General features: G+C 35.7%; 18 protein-coding genes and 1 pseudogene. 12 read left to right on the top strand and 7 right to left on the bottom strand.

Going from position 1 to position 16990, the window contains the following annotated elements; genetic code table 11:
* The first annotated feature begins 168 nt into the window (after positions 1 to 168).
* From hemL to CRI88_RS22900, 3 genes are all read left to right on the top strand, one after another.
* Complete coding sequence (gene hemL / locus CRI88_RS12640) at positions 169 to 1461, top strand: glutamate-1-semialdehyde 2,1-aminomutase (RefSeq protein WP_257982909.1); 1293 nt, start codon at positions 169 to 171, stop codon at positions 1459 to 1461.
* A 133-nt stretch (positions 1462 to 1594) separates the two neighbouring features.
* Entirely contained in the window at positions 1595 to 3034 is a 1440-nt protein-coding gene (gene pdxR / locus CRI88_RS12635; protein ID WP_101966692.1) for a MocR-like pyridoxine biosynthesis transcription factor PdxR, read from the top strand.
* A 187-nt stretch (positions 3035 to 3221) separates the two neighbouring features.
* Positions 3222 to 3431, top strand: coding sequence for a hypothetical protein (locus CRI88_RS22900; RefSeq protein ID WP_230593923.1), 210 nt, complete (start codon positions 3222 to 3224; stop codon positions 3429 to 3431).
* A 108-nt stretch (positions 3432 to 3539) separates the two neighbouring features.
* Here the strand turns inward: CRI88_RS22900 and CRI88_RS12625 are convergent, their stop codons facing one another.
* Positions 3540 to 3770, bottom strand: coding sequence for a hypothetical protein (locus tag CRI88_RS12625; protein ID WP_101966691.1), 231 nt, complete (start codon positions 3768 to 3770; stop codon positions 3540 to 3542).
* Between the two features lie 416 nt (positions 3771 to 4186).
* On the opposite strand from CRI88_RS12625, the pseudogene CRI88_RS12620 reads away from it, so the two are divergent.
* Positions 4187 to 4648 (top strand): annotated as a pseudogene (locus tag CRI88_RS12620) (Type 1 glutamine amidotransferase-like domain-containing protein); the annotation flags it as partial.
* Between the two features lie 111 nt (positions 4649 to 4759).
* On the opposite strand, the gene CRI88_RS12615 reads toward CRI88_RS12620, so the two are convergent.
* Positions 4760 to 5227: a MarR family transcriptional regulator gene (locus CRI88_RS12615; protein WP_036126198.1), complete on the bottom strand. Its 468-nt coding sequence runs from the start codon at positions 5225 to 5227 to the stop codon at positions 4760 to 4762.
* 256 nt (positions 5228 to 5483) lie between these two features.
* Here CRI88_RS12615 and CRI88_RS12610 point away from each other — a divergent pair, with 256 nt between their 5' ends.
* From CRI88_RS12610 to CRI88_RS12595, 4 genes are read left to right on the top strand one after another with little or no spacing between them, the layout of a single operon-like run.
* On the top strand, positions 5484 to 6674 hold the full coding sequence (locus CRI88_RS12610; protein WP_036126200.1) for a MalY/PatB family protein: 1191 nt from the start codon (positions 5484 to 5486) through the stop codon (positions 6672 to 6674).
* Positions 6675 to 6703: 29 nt separating this feature from the next.
* On the top strand, positions 6704 to 7993 hold the full coding sequence (locus CRI88_RS12605; RefSeq protein WP_058843550.1) for an amidohydrolase: 1290 nt from the start codon (positions 6704 to 6706) through the stop codon (positions 7991 to 7993).
* A 30-nt stretch (positions 7994 to 8023) separates the two neighbouring features.
* The gene (locus CRI88_RS12600) at positions 8024 to 8230 is read left to right on the top strand and encodes a DUF3311 domain-containing protein (protein WP_036126201.1); all 207 of its coding nucleotides are present in this window, start codon (positions 8024 to 8026) and stop codon (positions 8228 to 8230) included.
* 1 nt (position 8231) lies between these two features.
* Entirely contained in the window at positions 8232 to 9719 is a 1488-nt protein-coding gene (locus tag CRI88_RS12595) for a sodium:solute symporter family protein (protein WP_036126203.1), read from the top strand.
* 157 nt (positions 9720 to 9876) lie between these two features.
* Here CRI88_RS12595 and CRI88_RS12590 read toward each other — a convergent pair whose 3' ends face one another.
* The 3 genes from CRI88_RS12590 to CRI88_RS12580 form a co-directional block, all read right to left on the bottom strand.
* Complete coding sequence (locus tag CRI88_RS12590; protein ID WP_101966690.1) at positions 9877 to 10788, bottom strand: DNA-3-methyladenine glycosylase family protein; 912 nt, start codon at positions 10786 to 10788, stop codon at positions 9877 to 9879.
* 539 nt (positions 10789 to 11327) lie between these two features.
* Entirely contained in the window at positions 11328 to 11861 is a 534-nt protein-coding gene (locus CRI88_RS12585) for a hypothetical protein (RefSeq protein WP_036126209.1), read from the bottom strand.
* Positions 11862 to 11892: 31 nt separating this feature from the next.
* A complete protein-coding gene (locus CRI88_RS12580) occupies positions 11893 to 12558 on the bottom strand; it encodes a hypothetical protein (protein ID WP_036126212.1) in 666 nt (221 codons plus the stop codon).
* 432 nt (positions 12559 to 12990) lie between these two features.
* Here CRI88_RS12580 and CRI88_RS12575 point away from each other — a divergent pair, with 432 nt between their 5' ends.
* The 4 genes from CRI88_RS12575 (at position 12991) to CRI88_RS12560 (ending at position 15796) form a co-directional block, all read left to right on the top strand.
* Positions 12991 to 13704, top strand: a complete 714-nt coding sequence (locus tag CRI88_RS12575) for a 2OG-Fe(II) oxygenase (protein ID WP_036126214.1) — start codon at positions 12991 to 12993, stop codon at positions 13702 to 13704.
* 88 nt (positions 13705 to 13792) lie between these two features.
* A complete protein-coding gene (locus tag CRI88_RS12570) occupies positions 13793 to 14431 on the top strand; it encodes a bifunctional transcriptional activator/DNA repair enzyme AdaA (RefSeq protein WP_036126216.1) in 639 nt (212 codons plus the stop codon).
* Positions 14415 to 14948, top strand: a complete 534-nt coding sequence (gene adaB, locus CRI88_RS12565; RefSeq protein WP_036126218.1) for a methylated-DNA--[protein]-cysteine S-methyltransferase — start codon at positions 14415 to 14417, stop codon at positions 14946 to 14948. Before CRI88_RS12570 ends, adaB begins: the two co-directional genes overlap by 17 nt.
* Positions 14949 to 14977: 29 nt before the next feature.
* Positions 14978 to 15796, top strand: a complete 819-nt coding sequence (locus tag CRI88_RS12560; RefSeq protein WP_036126220.1) for an SPL family radical SAM protein — start codon at positions 14978 to 14980, stop codon at positions 15794 to 15796.
* 261 nt (positions 15797 to 16057) lie between these two features.
* On the opposite strand, the gene CRI88_RS12555 is transcribed toward CRI88_RS12560, so the two are convergent.
* Together CRI88_RS12555 and CRI88_RS12550 are read right to left on the bottom strand one after the other, a co-directional pair.
* Positions 16058 to 16294: a DUF362 domain-containing protein gene (locus CRI88_RS12555; RefSeq protein ID WP_036126223.1), complete on the bottom strand. Its 237-nt coding sequence runs from the start codon at positions 16292 to 16294 to the stop codon at positions 16058 to 16060.
* A complete protein-coding gene (locus CRI88_RS12550; RefSeq protein WP_036126225.1) occupies positions 16294 to 16815 on the bottom strand; it encodes a YwhD family protein in 522 nt (173 codons plus the stop codon). Before CRI88_RS12550 ends, CRI88_RS12555 begins: the two co-directional genes overlap by 1 nt.
* Positions 16816 to 16990 lie beyond the last annotated feature (175 nt).

Below are 16990 nucleotides of genomic sequence, written 5' to 3'. Positions count from 1 at the left end.
ACTTGTTAAATCAAATCACTTTAAGCACCACTAACCCTAGTCATCTAGGGTTAGTGGTTTTTTAGTGTACCTACTTTATGGACTGTTAAAATTCGCATTTTTGGATGTTTTTTATCAATCCGTAATACGTTATGCTAAGACCGTTCAATAAGAAAGGTGGTTTTTAAAATTAATACGATGAAATCAATAGAAGCCTTTGAAATAGCAAAAAAGCTGATGCCTGGTGGCGTAAACAGCCCAGTAAGAGCATTTCAATCAGTTGGGATGGAGCCCATTTTTATTAGCCATGGGAAAGGCTCGAAAATCTATGATATTGATGGCAATAGCTATATAGATTATGTTCTTTCCTGGGGACCATTAATTCATGGACATGCAGATAAGGAGGTTTTAGGTGCACTTCTTGAAGCCATTCATAGTGGGACAAGTTTTGGATTGCCAACTTTACAAGAAAATAAGCTAGCTGAATTAATAACTACTCGCATTCCTTCCATAGAAAAGATTCGAATGGTTAACTCAGGTACAGAAGCGACAATGAGCGCCATTAGACTAGCTAGAGGCTTTACTGGCAAAAACATGATTGTGAAATTTGATGGAAACTATCATGGACACAGTGATCATCTATTAGTAAAGGCAGGTTCAGGAATTGCTACATTAGGCCTTCCTGATAGTCTAGGTGTACCTTTAGAGATAACTAAAAATACAATCTCCATTCCCTATAACAATATCGAAGTCTTGAAGAAAATATTTGATAAATATGGCTCACAAATTGCAGCCGTTATAGTAGAACCATTTGCAGGCAATATGGGAGGAATACCAGCTAATCCTGAATTTCTTCAAGCGATACGCTCTTTCACTACAAAATATGGAGGGCTATTTATACTTGATGAGGTCATGACTGGCTTTCGAATAGATTATCATTCTGCTCAGGGGCTTTATAACATAAAACCAGACTTAACTTGTTTAGGTAAGATCATTGGTGGAGGGATGCCTGTTGGCGCATATGGTGGAAGAAAAGAGATTATGAATCAAATCGCTCCTGAAGGGAATATTTATCAGGCTGGAACTTTATCAGGTAATCCAATAGCGATGGTAGCGGGGTATACGACAATAAATAAATTAAATCCTGACAGTTACGAGTATATAGAAAGGTTATCTAATAGACTTATTCAAGGCTTATCCAAAGTAGCTCATAACTATAATATCCCCCTTAAAACAACTAAAGCTGGGACAATGATTGGATACGCATTCATCGATCATCCTTTACAAGATTTTGATGATGCTCAAAAAATAGATTCCGAGATGTTTTGTCGTTTTTATAGGGAAATGCTTAAACAGGGTATACTTTTACCTCCGTCTCAATATGAAAGCATATTTATATCGACTGCCCATTCCATACATGATATTGATAGAACGATTCATGCTGCAGAAGTAGCATTTAAAAGAATAATAGCATTTGTTTAGATGAAGCAAAGTATACTAAAACCATCCTATTCCTATAAAATTATCGATTTGATAGTATAATAATGATTGACTGTACGAAACTATTAATTTTCACTTAATTTAACAATCTTTATTCTAATTGGAAGTGAATTGAATGTTAAAAGTTAACCGAGACGATAAAAATCCTATATGGCAGCAGTTACTTGACCAAGCTATTCATCATATTACAACAGGAAAATGGCCACCAGGGGAGTTGCTTCCTCCATCCCGAGAACTCGCCTTATTAGTAGGTGTTTCACGCTCAACTATACAAATTGTTTATGAGGAATTATTTAGTCGTGGATATACCGTGACAAATTGGCGTGGTGGAACAAGGGTAAGTGAATGGGGATATAAAAAGAACTCGTCAGAAGAGGTCATTCTTCAGGGACCATCTACGCCAGTATTACCTTTATTAAACTCGGCAGTTGATGAGTTAAACAGTTGGTTTAGAGGTAAAGCAAATCAAAACGTTGCAATCGATTTTTGCCCCCATGAGCCGTATTTGGACGAGCATTTCCGAAAAAAATGGAGACAATCTTTTTTACAGGCTTCAGCAGAAACAGACCTGACCAATTGGGGTTATGGCGATGCCTACGGTTTTACACCGCTACGTGAACAGATTCAACGTTACCTGACATTTGAAAGAGGTGTACATGTAGATATTGACCAAATCATCTTAACCTCTGGCGCACAGCATAGCATCGATCTGATTGCCCAAGCTCTTTTAAAGGAAGGAGAAACGGTTTCTGTTGAAGATCCTGGATTTCCTGCTGCCTGGATGACCATGAAATATCGGCGCATGAATGTTATTGCTGTGCCTGTTGACGAGTACGGAATACAAGTGGATTCTATTCATCCACAAACCAAGCTCGTTTTTGTTACACCTTCTCACCAATGTGCAGTTGGTGTCATTATGTCTGAGCCACGCCGACAACAATTGCTGCAAAAATCTGTGAAAGATCAATTTTGGATTGTAGAAGATGATTATGATGGTGAATTTAGGTATCGGGGTGGCCCGCTTCCTACCTTGTTTAGCCAACAACCCCAAAACACATTATATATGATGAGTTTTTCTAAAATGGTTGCTCCTGGCATACGAATTTCGGCTGTCATTGGTCCAAAAGATGCCATTCGCCAACTTGCGCAAGTACAACAATTAACTTATCGACATCTCCCAATTATGGAGCAATTAACACTTGCTCATTTTATTGAGCACGGTCATTTTATGCGTCACATGAGGAGAGCAAGAAATGTCTATCGACGTAGACATGAAGCTATGACGAAGGCAATCATAGCGTCAGGACTAGCGGAACGTTTCAAGCTAAGTGGCATTGAAACGGGCTTGCATATGCTTCTTGAAGCGGAAGAATCGTTTGATGAAGAAGCAATGACGAGCCTCGCACTCGAAAAGGGGATACGTGTTTATCCACTTAGTAAGTATTGCTTAGAAAATAATCGAAAAGGATGGGTACTCGGATTTGCTAAAATGGATGAGTTAGCAATTGAGGAAGGTATTTTTCGTCTCGCAAAAATCCTCTTGCAAGAAACGTAATCATTAGCGGGTCATAAAGGAAATTATTATAGAAATGGGGTGGAGTGATACTATGCCATACATTCACGAGTTTGGAATCATTTCTTGTATAACTTTCTAAGGTTTTTAGTAAAAAATACATCACGTTGAAACATTCGCCCACAACACAAATAGACCGTTTAAAAGTCTCGTCTATTGGGGAATAACCTTGACACCACCGAGCTTTCATAGACAATTTTTAAATATGGTGAGTGAAGCCAATGTCGAATATCAATCAGCAGAACTTGAAGAATTAATCAAAAAAATTGCTGAGGCAATAAAACAAGATAAATGGATGATTCATTATAGTGTTTCATTTTTCCAATACATACAGGTAAGGGGAAGAGGCGATTGTTCAATAAGAGCAATCGCTTCTTAACATACCCTTTTTAAAATCATATTAAATTATTAAACTGTATGTTGTTATCACTTGGTATCTTAGTAATAAGGGTGATTTATTTTATTAAATCCGAAACGACCTGACCAATTAAGAACAAAAAATGATTGGTAATATAATTTGAACCCATCTTGTTTGGATGTACGGAATAATCTTTAAGCCTAAGAAAGAGCCAACAATATAGCCAATTGAAACAGGAATAGCAATTCCCCAATTAACAATGCCAGTAAAATAATAAAGAGAAAGTGTCTGTTCAGCAAGCAGATATTCAGCAAAGTTTATATATTTGCTCGCGGAAATCCGATCTAATCGAACAACCATTTATACACTTTTTAAAAACTCATTTAAATGCTTAAGTTAACCTTTAAAATCGTGAACACGTACAATGCTGTTTTGGTTGACTCTATTTAATCAATAAGGTATGTAGAGTGAGATATATAGTTGGTAGTAATTATTGGTGAAAATCCGTAAAGAGAATAAAAACGTATGTTAATATTCGAGAATTAATTAATCGTTCGTGTTTTTAACGGTGAAATGCGAATCATCCACTGGCTGGATACTTTTACTTTTGCGTAAAAAACGAACATTATAGATAAAGCTTTGTTAATGAAATGATTAGGAGGAAATACTTTACGAAAACTAGTAGTCAGTTTGTACGATGAGCAATGGATTCAACTGTTTCTGGAAGAGGCTGAAAAACTGAATTTTATATTTAAAAATGAAATCATAGACATCTATCAGGTATTATGTTCGATGACTATCATTTAATTAATTATCACGTACAGAAGGAAGATGCCCAAACCATACTTCAAAATGCGTCAGCTATTTTCTTGTTAGGTGGAGATACTCTTAAACAGAATGAGTTTTTGATAGACTATGAATTGACGGATTTGATTAAAAAAAGCACAGCTGTTGTAATGGGGGCAAGCGCAGGAACAATCAATATGTCCGCTAAATGGTTATCGAAAAACTTTGGTTATCCAGTTGAAAAAAGCTTTTTATACGAAGGAATCGGTCTTGACAATTTTTCCGTCCTGTCGCATTTTGATCTTGAAAATAAACTTTATCGAAAGAAATAGATATTTATACGTCGAACAAAGATTGCGCTGTACGTGTAAAGAGAGGCAACATCGACATTTTAGGCTATGTCTATTTAATTTCCCACTCCCAAAATTCAGAAATTGGATGAGACGCTCTAGCTGTGGTGAATGGCTAGACTGGAAGAGCGTGTTTGGATCAATCTTTTTTCCAAAACACGCTCTTTTCCTTTTTTAAAGTATCAATTTGATCAAACCTTGGCAACAAAAGGTTTAGGCTTTTTCATGAAGTGTACTTTTTGTTCGCTCATTAATTAGGTTAAGAAGTGTAATGATTTTCTGAAAATCTTCAATGGTGAATCTTTCCAAATCCTTTAAGTAATTGCCAAACTCTTCTTTATCGAGTTTTTTATGATATTCATATACCAGTTGACCTTTTGGTGTCAATTCAATCGTTAATTCTCGATAATTGTCAGGATTTCTATATTTAAATGCTAATTCTTTTTTTATTAATTTATCCATCATTTGAGAAACTGCACTTTTTGTACGGTGTGTGATTTCTGCAATTTCAGTAGTATTTGTTTTGATTTTATCACCTATTAAATTGAGTGTGTGAGCCTCTATCATATATAGTTCATCTTCCGTACCGTACTTTCTTGGGATACTTTCATAGGTACTAATGGATCGAGATGTTTCAAAAAGTGTCTCCATTAGCTCATAAAAGATTTCTTCTTTCTCCACAGATCATTCCCCCTTAGTAAACAAACATCCCTTTATTTTAACATATTCATAAATAATTTCCTTCAATTAATCATGAAGCTTCAACAACCAATCAATTTTTGTGAAGGGGATCAAACATCCCAATTTTAATTTTCGGAAAATTCTATTTTCTTATTGACGATTTTACAGTTAAGGTGCTAAACTGATGAAAATAATTGCTCAGGTACGGAAAAAACGTATTTTCGAGCAATGACGAGGAAGGGGGATGAGAGAAAGAATGATATATGATTTTGATGAAATAATTAGTCGACGTCGTACTTATTCGTTAAAGTGGGACGGGGAAGAATTAATTAAAGACATCGGTTATACAGAAAGATATGATTATGAAACGATTCCATTATTTACAGCTGATATGGATTTACCCGTCATGCAGCCTTTGATAGATGCACTTCATCAAACGGTTGATCATCGAATCTTTGGGTATTCTATTTTTCCGAATGAGTACTTTGAATCCATTCAGCATTGGTTTAAAAAAAGGCATGATTGGGTGATCAAAAGAGAGGAAATCGTATATAGTCCTGGAACGGTTCATGCTTTGAATATAGCTGTACAAGCATTTACTAAGCCTGGGGAAGGAATCATTATACAACGGCCAGTTTATCCACCGTTCACTACTGCGATAGAGCGTAATGGTAGAATTGTTCAAAATAACGCAATGAAATGTGAATCAGATGGATCTTTTTCAATTGATTTCGTAGATTTTGAAGAGAAAGCAAAGGATAAAAACACAACCATGTTTATTCTTTGTAATCCACATAATCCAACTGGAAATATATTCACCAATAAAGAATTGAAAAGGCTTTCAAAAATTTGCGAGGAACATAATGTAATCATTGTGGCAGATGAAATCCACGGTGACTTAATTAGGAAAAATAAAAGATTTACACCAATCTGTAAGGTTGTAGAAAATACTGATCATATTGTCACTTGTACAGCCATTAACAAAACATTTAATGTTGCGGGTCTTCATTGTACAAATGTCATCATTTCCAACCCCGAACGCAGAAAAACCTTTAATGACATAATGGGGATGCAGTTACCGTCACCGTTTACCATTGCAGCTCTTATAGCCGTCTATAACGAGGGAGATGAATGGTTGGAACAAGTTACGCAATATATTGACGGCACAATGGAGTTTGTAAAAAGCTTTTTAGCTGAAAACATGCCTACAGTTAAAGTAAGAATTCCAGACGGCACATATGTGATGTGGATGGACTTTAATGGATATGGTCTTTCCGATCAAGAGATTCATCATCGTATCTATAATAAAGCGAATGTTCTACTAGAAGATGGATGGATGTTCGGAAAAGAAGGGGAAGGTTTTCAAAGAATTTGTGTCCCTTCGCCAAGACCACTTATAAAGCAAGCACTTGAACGGATTGCTGTTGAATTTCAGGATTTGGAATAGAATAATCCATTAAAATAGGGGTGTATAAAATGACAACAATCGAGTTTGAACTTAATGCTTTAAAGGCTGCAGAAGAAATCGAAGGCTATGTCATTAATATAAGAAGAGATCTTCACAAGCATCCGGAGATTGGGTTACAGGAAATACGGACTATTAAAGTAGTTACAGAGGAATTAACTAAAATGGGCATTGATTACGAGATCGTCCCGAATGGTGGAATTATTGGATTTATTCATGGGGAACAACCAGGGAAAACATTGATACTTAGAGCTGATTTAGACGCACTTCCGATGAAAGAAAACGAAAATAATTTAAAAATGAAAAAAATAGTCGTTTCTAATACTAGTCAAGCTGCTCATACTTGTGGTCATGATGGACATACAGCAATGCTTCTAGGGGCAGCGAAGATTTTGGTTCAACATAAAGATAAGGTAAAAGGAAAAGTACTTCTTGCTTTTGAGCAAGGAGAAGAAATGGGCGGAGGCATTTACAATCTTTTAACACGCTTATATGAATTAGGGGCTGACGGCATTTGGGGCATCCATTTAAAATCTGATATTCCAACAGGGAAAATATCTGTTGAACCAGGACCAAGAATGGCTGCTTCCTTTAGTTTTAATGTGCTATTGAAAGGAAAAAGTGGACATGGCTCCAGACCAGATTTATCGGTGGCTCCATTAGATTGCTTTACAGATTTTTACAGCAATTTAAAAGCTATGAGAATAAATACTTTAGATCCTTTTAAAACCATTACCTATTCTATTGGCATGATTCATTCCGGTTCTGCCGTAAATATCATTCCAGAAAGCTTACAATTCTCAGGAACTGCCAGATATTTAGATGATGATCAAGGTTCACATGCTGCAAGCGAATTTAAACGAATCCTAGAAAAAGTTTGCGATCTACATCGTTGCACATATGAATTTATTACAGAGCCCATTGAATCGGATTTATTTGTTTACAACCAAAACGATTGCGCACACATAGCATCACTTGCTGTAGAAAAGGCATTAGGTGTAAATACGTTATATTCTTCACCAGCATGGATGGGCTCAGAATCCTTTGCGTTTTATGAAAAATACTTTCCAGGTGTATTTGCCTTCGTTGGAATAAAAAATCTTGAAAAAGGGGTTGGGGCAGAGCATCATAATGATTTCTTCGATCTAGATGAAGATGCTCTCAAGCTAGGTGTAGCTTCCACTGTACAATACACCATTGATTTTCTAAATAATGAACATCAAATCGTATTTGCGGCTGACAAAAGGGATGTCAAAAGCTTGTTTATTGATAATGGATTTGCCCAATTAATAAAACAATAGGCCATCTTATAAAAGAAGGAGATAGATAAAATGACTCGAAAAAGACTTTGTTATTTACTATCATTCATTGCATACTTTGGAATGCCTTTGGGAGTTCCCTTTATTAAAAGTACCGAACCTTATATCTTGGGACTTCCGCTTTTGTTATTTTGGATGGTTCTTTGGATTTTATTAGGGACAGGTATCATGCTTTTAGTACATCGCTTAAATCCAGACGTAAAAGCAGAGGTGGAGTAACATGACAATATCTATTGGTATTATTGCTGTGTTTTTAGGAATTGCATTAATTTTAGGCATTATGGCGAGTAGAGGGAAGGATATGAGTCTAGAGCAATGGAGTGTTGGCGGTCGAGGTTTTGGCTCTATTTTCATTTTCTTGCTAATGGCCGGAGAAATTTATACTACAAGTGCATTTTTAGGGATAAGTGGTTGGATGTATGGAAAAGGTGGAGCAGCATTCTACAACATCATGATGCTGAACTATGTCATTGCTTACTGGTTAACGCCAAAAATATGGAGCTATGGAAAGAAACATAATTTACTTTCTCAATCTGATTTTTTTGAGAAGGCATATAAAAGTAAAGCGCTTGGAATGGTTGTAGCAATAGTCGGTTTGGCGGCTTTAATTCCTTATTTAATCATTCAATTGAAAGGTCTTGGCATTATTGTTTCTGAAGCTTCTTATGGAGCCATTGACTCCAAAATCACGATTTGGATTGGAACCATTGCGATGATTGTCTATGTCATGGTTTCAGGTATTCATGGCTCAGCTTGGACAGCAGTCATTAAAGACTTCCTTATACTTGGTGTTGTTTTATTTCTAGGAATCTACTTACCATTTCATTATTATGGTGGTATTCAACCAATGTGGGAAGCTATTGAAGCCACAAATCCAGGGTTCTTAACACTTCCAGACTCAGGTTTAAGTGCGTCTTGGTATGTTTCAACAATGATGCTGACATCATTAGGATTTTACATGTGGCCCCACACCTTTGTTGCTACTTTTTCAGCTAAAAGTGGAAATGCCCTAAGAAGAAATGCGATTATTCTACCTATCTATGCATTATTTATATTATTTGTCCTATTTACCGGAGCAGCAGCTATTCTACAAGTCCCGAATTTATCGGGAGGCGATGTTGATTTAGCATTATTCAAAATTTCCACACAAACGTTTAGCCCAGTAATAGTAGGCTTTATTGGAGCAGCAGGGCTGTTAACGGCAATTGTTCCAGGCTCATTAATTTTGATGTCTGCAGCTACACTTTTTGCAAAAAATATAATAAAGCCGTTTCGTCCTCAAATTACGGATCGACAAATTGGTATTATTGCTCGTTATACGGTTCCATTGGTTGCCCTAATTGCCCTTTATTTTACTTTTAGTGGTGGTGGTGCTATAACTCTATTATTCTTAATGGGATATGGATTAGTTACACAATTTGCACCTGCTGTTGTTTGTAGTTTCATGAAAAAAAATCCACTGTCGTTACAAGGTGTGTTCGCTGGGATAATTGTTGGCGTTATGATTGTAGGTTGGCAAGCCGCTACAGGCGCAAATCTAAGTACCCTTTTCCCGAATTGGCCAACATTTATACAAGATATCAACATTGGGTTCCTTGCATTAGGCGTTAATATTGTAGTGAGTTTAGCAGTTAGTGCATTTACAAGAAAACTTTTCATAAAGCATGATGGGGCTTCCAACGAGGAAATCGTGGAGAGTTTACCATAGTAACACATTGATATTATTGATGAATTGTAGGATAGATTTACATTTATAATAGAGCCTGTAATTATATGAAAGCTCGCAAAGAATAGTTGAAAAGAGCATGTTTTGATTCATTTGTTTCAAAGCATGCTCTTTATAATTGTTCTCATCTTAAACTTATTTAGTAAAGGACACGCCATAAATAAAAGGTAGCGTAGGATTCCCAGTTTTTCCACGGTATCGATAATTCCATGATTTCATCTTTTGTCGGCTTTCGATTCATATTTTGTAATAGTTTTATCGAATTAATAAGTCCTACATCATCGATTGGAAAGGCTGTTTGGAACCTCAGACAGCGCATTAAAACATAATTGGCTGTCCAAGGGCCGACTCCTCGTATTTTCATTAAGCTTTTTTCAGCATCTTTAAAGTCCATTTCCATTAATTTTTCCCTCGATAATTCTCCACTTGCCATTAATTTCGCAATGCCAATGATATATTCACTTTTTTTCACCGTCATTTTAATATTTGCTAGGTCAGCAGGGGTTAATTGTGCAATTCGTTCGTATGAAGGGAACACCCAATATTTTTTACCATTCCATTCAATGAAATCGCCAAATTTTTCTACAAATTGCCTCTTTAAGGTGTACGCGAAGGCTAAGTTAATTTGTTGGCCTAAAACTCCCCAGCATAAAGCTTCAAATAAGTCGGGAATGCCGATTACTCGTAATCCATAAAATTTTTGGACAGGTATTTTAAGTAATGGGTCTGCTTTTGCCATTTCATAAAATGACGTTAAATCATTATCGAGATCAAACCATTCATGAATATATGTTACAATTTCTTGCCGCTTCCACTTTTCAATAGGTTTAGAATCATTTAGGAATTGAATCACCATTTGTTTATTATTGATTATGCTTATTTGTACTAAGGATTGAATTTTCCCAATTGTTATAACTTTTGTCATAATATTGTTCTCTGTTTCGTACATGCATTCATTTTTTTCCCTTGTTAAATAACCTAGGTTAGCATCCATGTCGAAAATTGTAGGTAATGTAATAACAATATCATCATTGACTTCATACCATGTCACTTTTCATTCTCCTCGTCCTATTAAGAGTAATTTTACTTTATCACATCATAGCCCTTACTAATTTTGTTATCTTGCTCTTACATTCTCAACTTCTTATTTTTTTCTATTTATGAGGTTATAGTGTTAGTATGACGAGATATCGATATGGGGAAAGGTACCAACCATCTATCAAATGGTTTATAAACGAATGTGACAGTATTTTTCGGAAGATGAACTTTTCAATAGCGAAAAAAGTTACGAACCCTAGCGTGGATATTCATGTTGAAAGTAAAAAATTATGAATAAAGGGGTTTATGATCTACATTTGTTGACTTCTCGATTTCTCTTTCTTTGCTGCTTAAATTTTCCCATAGAAAAACAGCACCTCCAATTGTTAGTATGTGTCTAACAATCGGGGCGCAGCACCAACCAGCTTCAGGTTCCTTAATCTCTTTTTATTGTATCCTAGACATGGATATTATAAGACCAATTCTTTATATGCATCGTATATTTATATAGAATGCAGATATTGGATGTCACCATGATTTTGAATACATTTTCTATTTAAGTGAATCAATCGTTTTAAAAATTCTTGAATACAACTCTTGTATGTTTGAATTGTTCTCTTTATGATCGATAAGCTCATACCTCCAAGTTTCATACTTGATTTCTTTATCAGTTGAGGTATTTAAATAACCAGTTGCATAACTCAAGGGTTGGATGTCAATAAATGTATCATAATCCACTCCCTCATTGACAAAAGGAATGTGAGCCTTAGTTGATTGCATAAAGAACGTCGGAATTTCTAATTCATTATAAACAGTAACGTATTGGTCATCATCTGCTTCTGAAAGAAATTCTTTAGTTATAATTACAGCGTCTAAGTCGTCTGAAACTTTTTGTGTGTTTCCTTTCAAATCATCAAAAGTTATTTTTTCAAAGACAACTTTTTCCTCACTAAAATCAGGAAATGGACCGATAATCCCGACTTTTAAATCATTCCCATTATACATTTGGTTATTTGATATGTTAGTATCACAGCCGACTATTATCAAAAGAGTAGCTAGCATAATAATAGAAAGTATTTTTTTCATGGACCAGCCTCCTGTAATGGAAAAAAATGGGTTAATAACCTAAAACATCACGTTTTGTTAGACCTGTTGTTAATGATGCATAAAAACTACTTGAAGAAGCAACAGAGTAGGATGCAGTGAAAATGTTTCCAACTCCTATTGTACCAGTATGAGTGGTTGAAGTTGAATTATAAAAATTTCCATTGATTAGGAATAAGAAATGTCCATTATGAAGTTCCACTTTGATTGTGCCTGAAAAAGAGATTGGATTAGCTACAAATTCTTGTAAAAGCGGTGCTTGGTTTGTATTAATATATTTTGGTGTGCCGCCTGAGCTACATATCTGTACATATACTTGTAAGAGGGGTCTGTAAGTTTTTCCGAAAATCGGGATTTCCGTATTTGTTCCAAACCATGAACAGGACTCTGCCTTGGGAGAAAAGGTATCAAGTTTGTTATATTCAGCTAATTTAGAGTAAGCTTCTTGAATTGTAACGCTTTTTATTTTTGCATATTGCTCAGCTACCTGTTGGTCTGATAATTCAACAGTAAACTCTTTATTTGAGTTAAGTAGGTCTTCCAATTCCTTTGAGTTAAGTGTTGTTCCATCTATTATCTCTAATGTTTTACTATCAACCCTTTCCGTAGCTTTTACTTCAGAACCAAAGAAAGATAAAAACAAAACGAATCCTAGAAAATAAATCAATGTTTTTCTCAAAAAAATCCCTCCATTTTTTGATGATTAATCTATTCAACCTAAATATATATATATAATAGAAAATACTGTCAATACATCTCTTGCTTATTGAAGAAAAGTGCATAAAGATATCTATGCTTTTCCGTATTTTTTAAAGAAGAGATTCAGTGATGTTTTATTATTTATTACGCTTACCTATACTAAGGTCCAAATTTCCCCATTGGCTATAGCTTTTGTCATGATATCTTTCTCTATTTCATATATGCATTCAATTTCCCCCTTGTTAGATCGCCTAGGTTTGCAATCATATCGAAAATTGTAGGTAATGTAATAACAATCACACCATAGCCCTTACTAATTTTGTTATCTTGCTCTTACATTCTCAACTTCTTATTTTTTTCTATTTATGAGGTTATAGTGTTAGTTATCAGGAATGTAAAGGAGGGTATAAAAATGGTCCAACATATAAAAACACGTGTTGAGAGCTTAGATTGGGAGACCATTCAACATGAATTAGATGAGCAAGGATTTGCAAAGCTTCCTGTGATTTTAACAAAGGAGGAGTGTGAATTCTTCATAGACATGTATGGTGTGGAAGAGTCATACAGAACGACGATCAATATGACGAGATATCGCTTTGGGAATGGGGAGTACAAATATTTTTCTTATCCATTACCTGACATCATCCAACATTTAAGAGAGGCTTTTTATTTGGCATTAGCAAAAACAGCTAATCGGTGGCTGAGCTATTTAAAGAAGACAGAACAGTATCCAGAACAACTTCAAGATTTTTTGAACACCTGTGAAGAGTATAATCAAACGAGACCAACACCTTTACTATTAAAGTATGAAACAGGCGGATTTAATTGTTTACATCAAGATTTATATGGTGATATATTTTTCCCGTTTCAAGTAGTATTTTTATTAAATCAACGAGATCAAGACTTTTGTGGTGGTGAATCTCTATTAGTGGAACAAATTCCGCGTGCTCAGAGTAGAGGGCATGTCATTACTTTAGAACAAGGCAGTGCGCTAATCTTTCCTACTCACCATCGACCTGTTTTAGGTAAAAAAGGATATTACAAAAATACGGTTCGTCACGGAGTAAGCACAGTTACTGCTGGAGAACGCTACGGACTTGGAATCATTTTTCACGATTCTAAGTAAAAATTAAACTTCAATATCTTGCTATTCTATTCCTAGAATTGTCCATTCTGAATTTATAGAGAGTATATTGTAAGGAGAGGTGAGATAAATGTCGGATAGTATCGATAACGGACATCGAGAGAGCCATCATCCTAGAATGATAAATGAAGTAGAAATGATAACAGAGGAAAAGTGGCAAGCCATTATAAATAATGATGCAGCGTACAATAACCAATTTTTCTACGCTGTAAGGTCGACAGGGATATTTTGTAAACCATCCTGTAAATCTCGCGTTCCGAAAAAAGAAAATGTATGCATTTTTTCAAACGCAGAACAAGCCCTCCAAGCAAATTTTCGCCCTTGTAAACGTTGCAAGCCCACTAATGAAAATCTGCCTGATAGCGAGTGGGTGGATGCAATTACGGAATACATTGATAAAAATTTCACAGAAAAATTAACGCTAGAATCGTTAGCAAATATTTGTCATGGAAGTCCGTATCATATGCATCGAACATTTAAAAAGATCAAAGGCATGACGCCAGTTGAATATATACAGGAAGTTAGAGTACACGTAGCTAAAAAGTATTTGATTCAGTCAAATAAAGCGATTGGAGATATTGCTTTATGTGTGGGGATGGCTAATACGCCTTATTTTATTACTTTATTTAAAAAGAAAACGGGACAGACGCCAGCACAATTTCGTCAAATGAGTAAAGTGGAGGAGAAGTACAATGGAAACAAAGAATAATTCAAGTCTATATTGGTCTTTACTAAAGTTTAAGGATTGGCAATTATATATTGCGTCAACTTCAAAGGGGCTTGTCTTTGTAGGTTCACAGAACAAACCATTCGAGGAATTAGTCGAATGGACAAAAAAACGCTTTCCAGGAAGTACTCTTGTGGAAGATGATGAAATGCTTGCACCTTATGTTGTTGAAATTACTCAGTATCTAGAAGGAAAACGGAAAACCTTTACTGTTCCATTTGAGTACGTAGGTACGCCATTTCAGCAAGCCGTCTGGGATGCACTTTGTGAAATTCCTTATGGGCAGACGAAATCCTATTCCGATATTGCCAATGCTATAAATAAACCAGCTGCTGTTCGTGCTGTAGGAGCGGCTATTGGGGCTAATCCAGTATTACTTACGGTACCTTGCCATCGTGTAACAGGGAAGAATGGCTCTTTAACTGGCTACCGGGGTGGATTAGAAATGAAGACATTGCTCCTGGATCTTGAAAAGCGAGCTTCATCAAATAATGAATAATTATTGCTGTACAATGAATGGGGGCCATTATGAAACATGAAATATTCTATAAAAATCCGAAAACCATTCTAAATAAAGGAACTGGCTTTCTGTCTGGCTATACGCATTCACTAAATCCCTATACAGGCTGTTCATTTGGATGTTCCTATTGTTATGTTCGCGAAATGCCTGTATCTCTTTTCCGGGAAGGTGAGTGGGGGCATTGGGTCGATGTTAAAAACGGAGCTGCGCATGTATTACAAAAGGAACTCCATCGGGCCAAAGCAAAAGGGAATGTAACCATTTTTATGTCATCAAGTACAGATCCGTATCAACCAATAGAGCATAAGGAAAAAGTGACGCGATCTTTACTTGAAGTTATGGTAGAAGATCCCCCTGACTTCCTATTAGTACAGACTAGAAGCCCACTTGTAAGTCGAGATATCGATTTACTGCAACTTTTAAAAGATAAAGTACGGGTAAGTATGACCATAGAGACGGATAGGGAAGATATTCGCAAGCATTTTACGCCCTATGCTCCACCTATTTCAGCAAGGCTTAAAACACTCCAACAGCTTGCTGAATTTGGTATTCCTGCACAGGTTGCCATCGCCCCCTTACTACCAAGTACTGAGCGATTTGCAGAAATATTGCGTCCCTTGGTTAACCGAGTATGTATTGACGATTATTTTATGGGGGACGGACGCGGTGGTAAACGCACACACAAGATGGGCTTACAGGCGCTATATAGAAAACTGGAAATGGAAGAATGGTATCATCCATCCGTCTATCAAATGGTTTATAAACGAATGAGGCAGTATTTTTCGGAAGAAGAACTTTTCATTAGCCAGAAGGGTTTTGAACCCTAGCGTTAAGATGGGTAAAAGGAAACCAGCATTTTTAAATATTTTTCCTTATTGTTGTACCTAATAATTCATTCATGCGAACGACTATTAGTTTGCAGGTATTGTAAATAGCCATATAAAAAAGTCGATTTCTTATTGTCTAGGAATCCGACTTTTTTTAGATAGGAAATTGCTTAGCATAATATTATAAAGGTGAAAAAAGTCTGGAGGGTGTTTTGGGCAAACGGCACTATTATGATATGAAGTATAAAATCCTAATCCATTTTAGTTTCGAAAATGATTGAGAGCTAGCAGGGTTGCTGAATCATATTCAGCAGGCAATTCATCTTCAAAAAAAATAGCTTCTACTGGACAAACTAATTCACAAGCTCCACAATCAATACAAATATCAGGATTAATTACATATTGGGTATCTGTCATAACAATGCAATTTACTGGACAGACATCCAAACAGACAGCCGCTTTTTCATCCCTACATAATTCTGTAATTACAAATGCCATTATAAATCCTCCCATCCAGACAATTGTTGTTTTAATTCTTCAGATGAGTATTTCCAATAGTCTTCATTAAATGCAGATAAAAACTGATAAAGTAGTTTTTTTGAATTACTATCTACATGTTTCAAGAGAACTTTCCCTTTAAGTGCCTTATCTAAATAATTTACTTGTTCTGGCAAAGATTTATAGCCAAGTTTAATACGTCGTACTTCTTTTGATACCCGTACTTCACTTGCAGTACATCCCGCATAATAAGGACCATTTTGAGAAATTTGAATAGCTACCCAAACTATCCAATAACGATAATAATCGTCACTAGCATGAGCTAAATCAGAGGAAAAACGAACTTTTTTCTCGATTATACTTCGTCCATGTAAGGCTTCTAAATCTATAAACACCTGTTCTTTTTCACAATCTATAATAATCGACGTTACATTATTTAAATCAAGGGTTCCTACTCCGTAACCGCCATCTCCGTCTGTTGAATCGTTACTTAAAATTGTAAAATGCATTTTCTTTTTCATAGAAATCACCTCGACACACTTTTATATCCCTTCATTAATAAATGTTTAATACAATGCCCCAATTTAGAAACATCAATGATTGACAGATAAATTTAGTCAACGGTCTGAATATTTGCATAAAGCTAAAACGACATGAGAAAATCATTGGACTTTAATTTATACAGATTGATAATTT

It is taken from the genome of Lysinibacillus fusiformis (assembly GCF_002845985.1).
Taxonomy (GTDB): Bacteria; Bacillota; Bacilli; order Bacillales_A; family Planococcaceae; genus Lysinibacillus; species Lysinibacillus fusiformis_D.
Note: the sequence above shows the minus strand (reverse complement) of the source record. Positions and strands in the feature narration are given on the sequence as shown.

Coding starts and splice junctions, on each gene's coding strand:
- pdxR (WP_101966692.1), top strand. CDS start 1,595: ATGTTAAAAGTTAACCGAGACGATAAAAATCCTATATGGCAGCAGTTA.
- CRI88_RS12625 (WP_101966691.1), bottom strand. CDS start 3,770: ATGGTTGTTCGATTAGATCGGATTTCCGCGAGCAAATATATAAACTTT.
- CRI88_RS12610 (WP_036126200.1), top strand. CDS start 5,484: ATGATATATGATTTTGATGAAATAATTAGTCGACGTCGTACTTATTCG.
- CRI88_RS12605 (WP_058843550.1), top strand. CDS start 6,704: ATGACAACAATCGAGTTTGAACTTAATGCTTTAAAGGCTGCAGAAGAA.
- CRI88_RS12600 (WP_036126201.1), top strand. CDS start 8,024: ATGACTCGAAAAAGACTTTGTTATTTACTATCATTCATTGCATACTTT.
- CRI88_RS12595 (WP_036126203.1), top strand. CDS start 8,232: ATGACAATATCTATTGGTATTATTGCTGTGTTTTTAGGAATTGCATTA.
- CRI88_RS12585 (WP_036126209.1), bottom strand. CDS start 11,861: ATGAAAAAAATACTTTCTATTATTATGCTAGCTACTCTTTTGATAATA.
- CRI88_RS12575 (WP_036126214.1), top strand. CDS start 12,991: ATGGTCCAACATATAAAAACACGTGTTGAGAGCTTAGATTGGGAGACC.
- CRI88_RS12570 (WP_036126216.1), top strand. CDS start 13,793: ATGTCGGATAGTATCGATAACGGACATCGAGAGAGCCATCATCCTAGA.
- adaB (WP_036126218.1), top strand. CDS start 14,415: ATGGAAACAAAGAATAATTCAAGTCTATATTGGTCTTTACTAAAGTTT.
- CRI88_RS12560 (WP_036126220.1), top strand. CDS start 14,978: ATGAAACATGAAATATTCTATAAAAATCCGAAAACCATTCTAAATAAA.
- CRI88_RS12555 (WP_036126223.1), bottom strand. CDS start 16,294: ATGGCATTTGTAATTACAGAATTATGTAGGGATGAAAAAGCGGCTGTC.
- CRI88_RS12550 (WP_036126225.1), bottom strand. CDS start 16,815: ATGAAAAAGAAAATGCATTTTACAATTTTAAGTAACGATTCAACAGAC.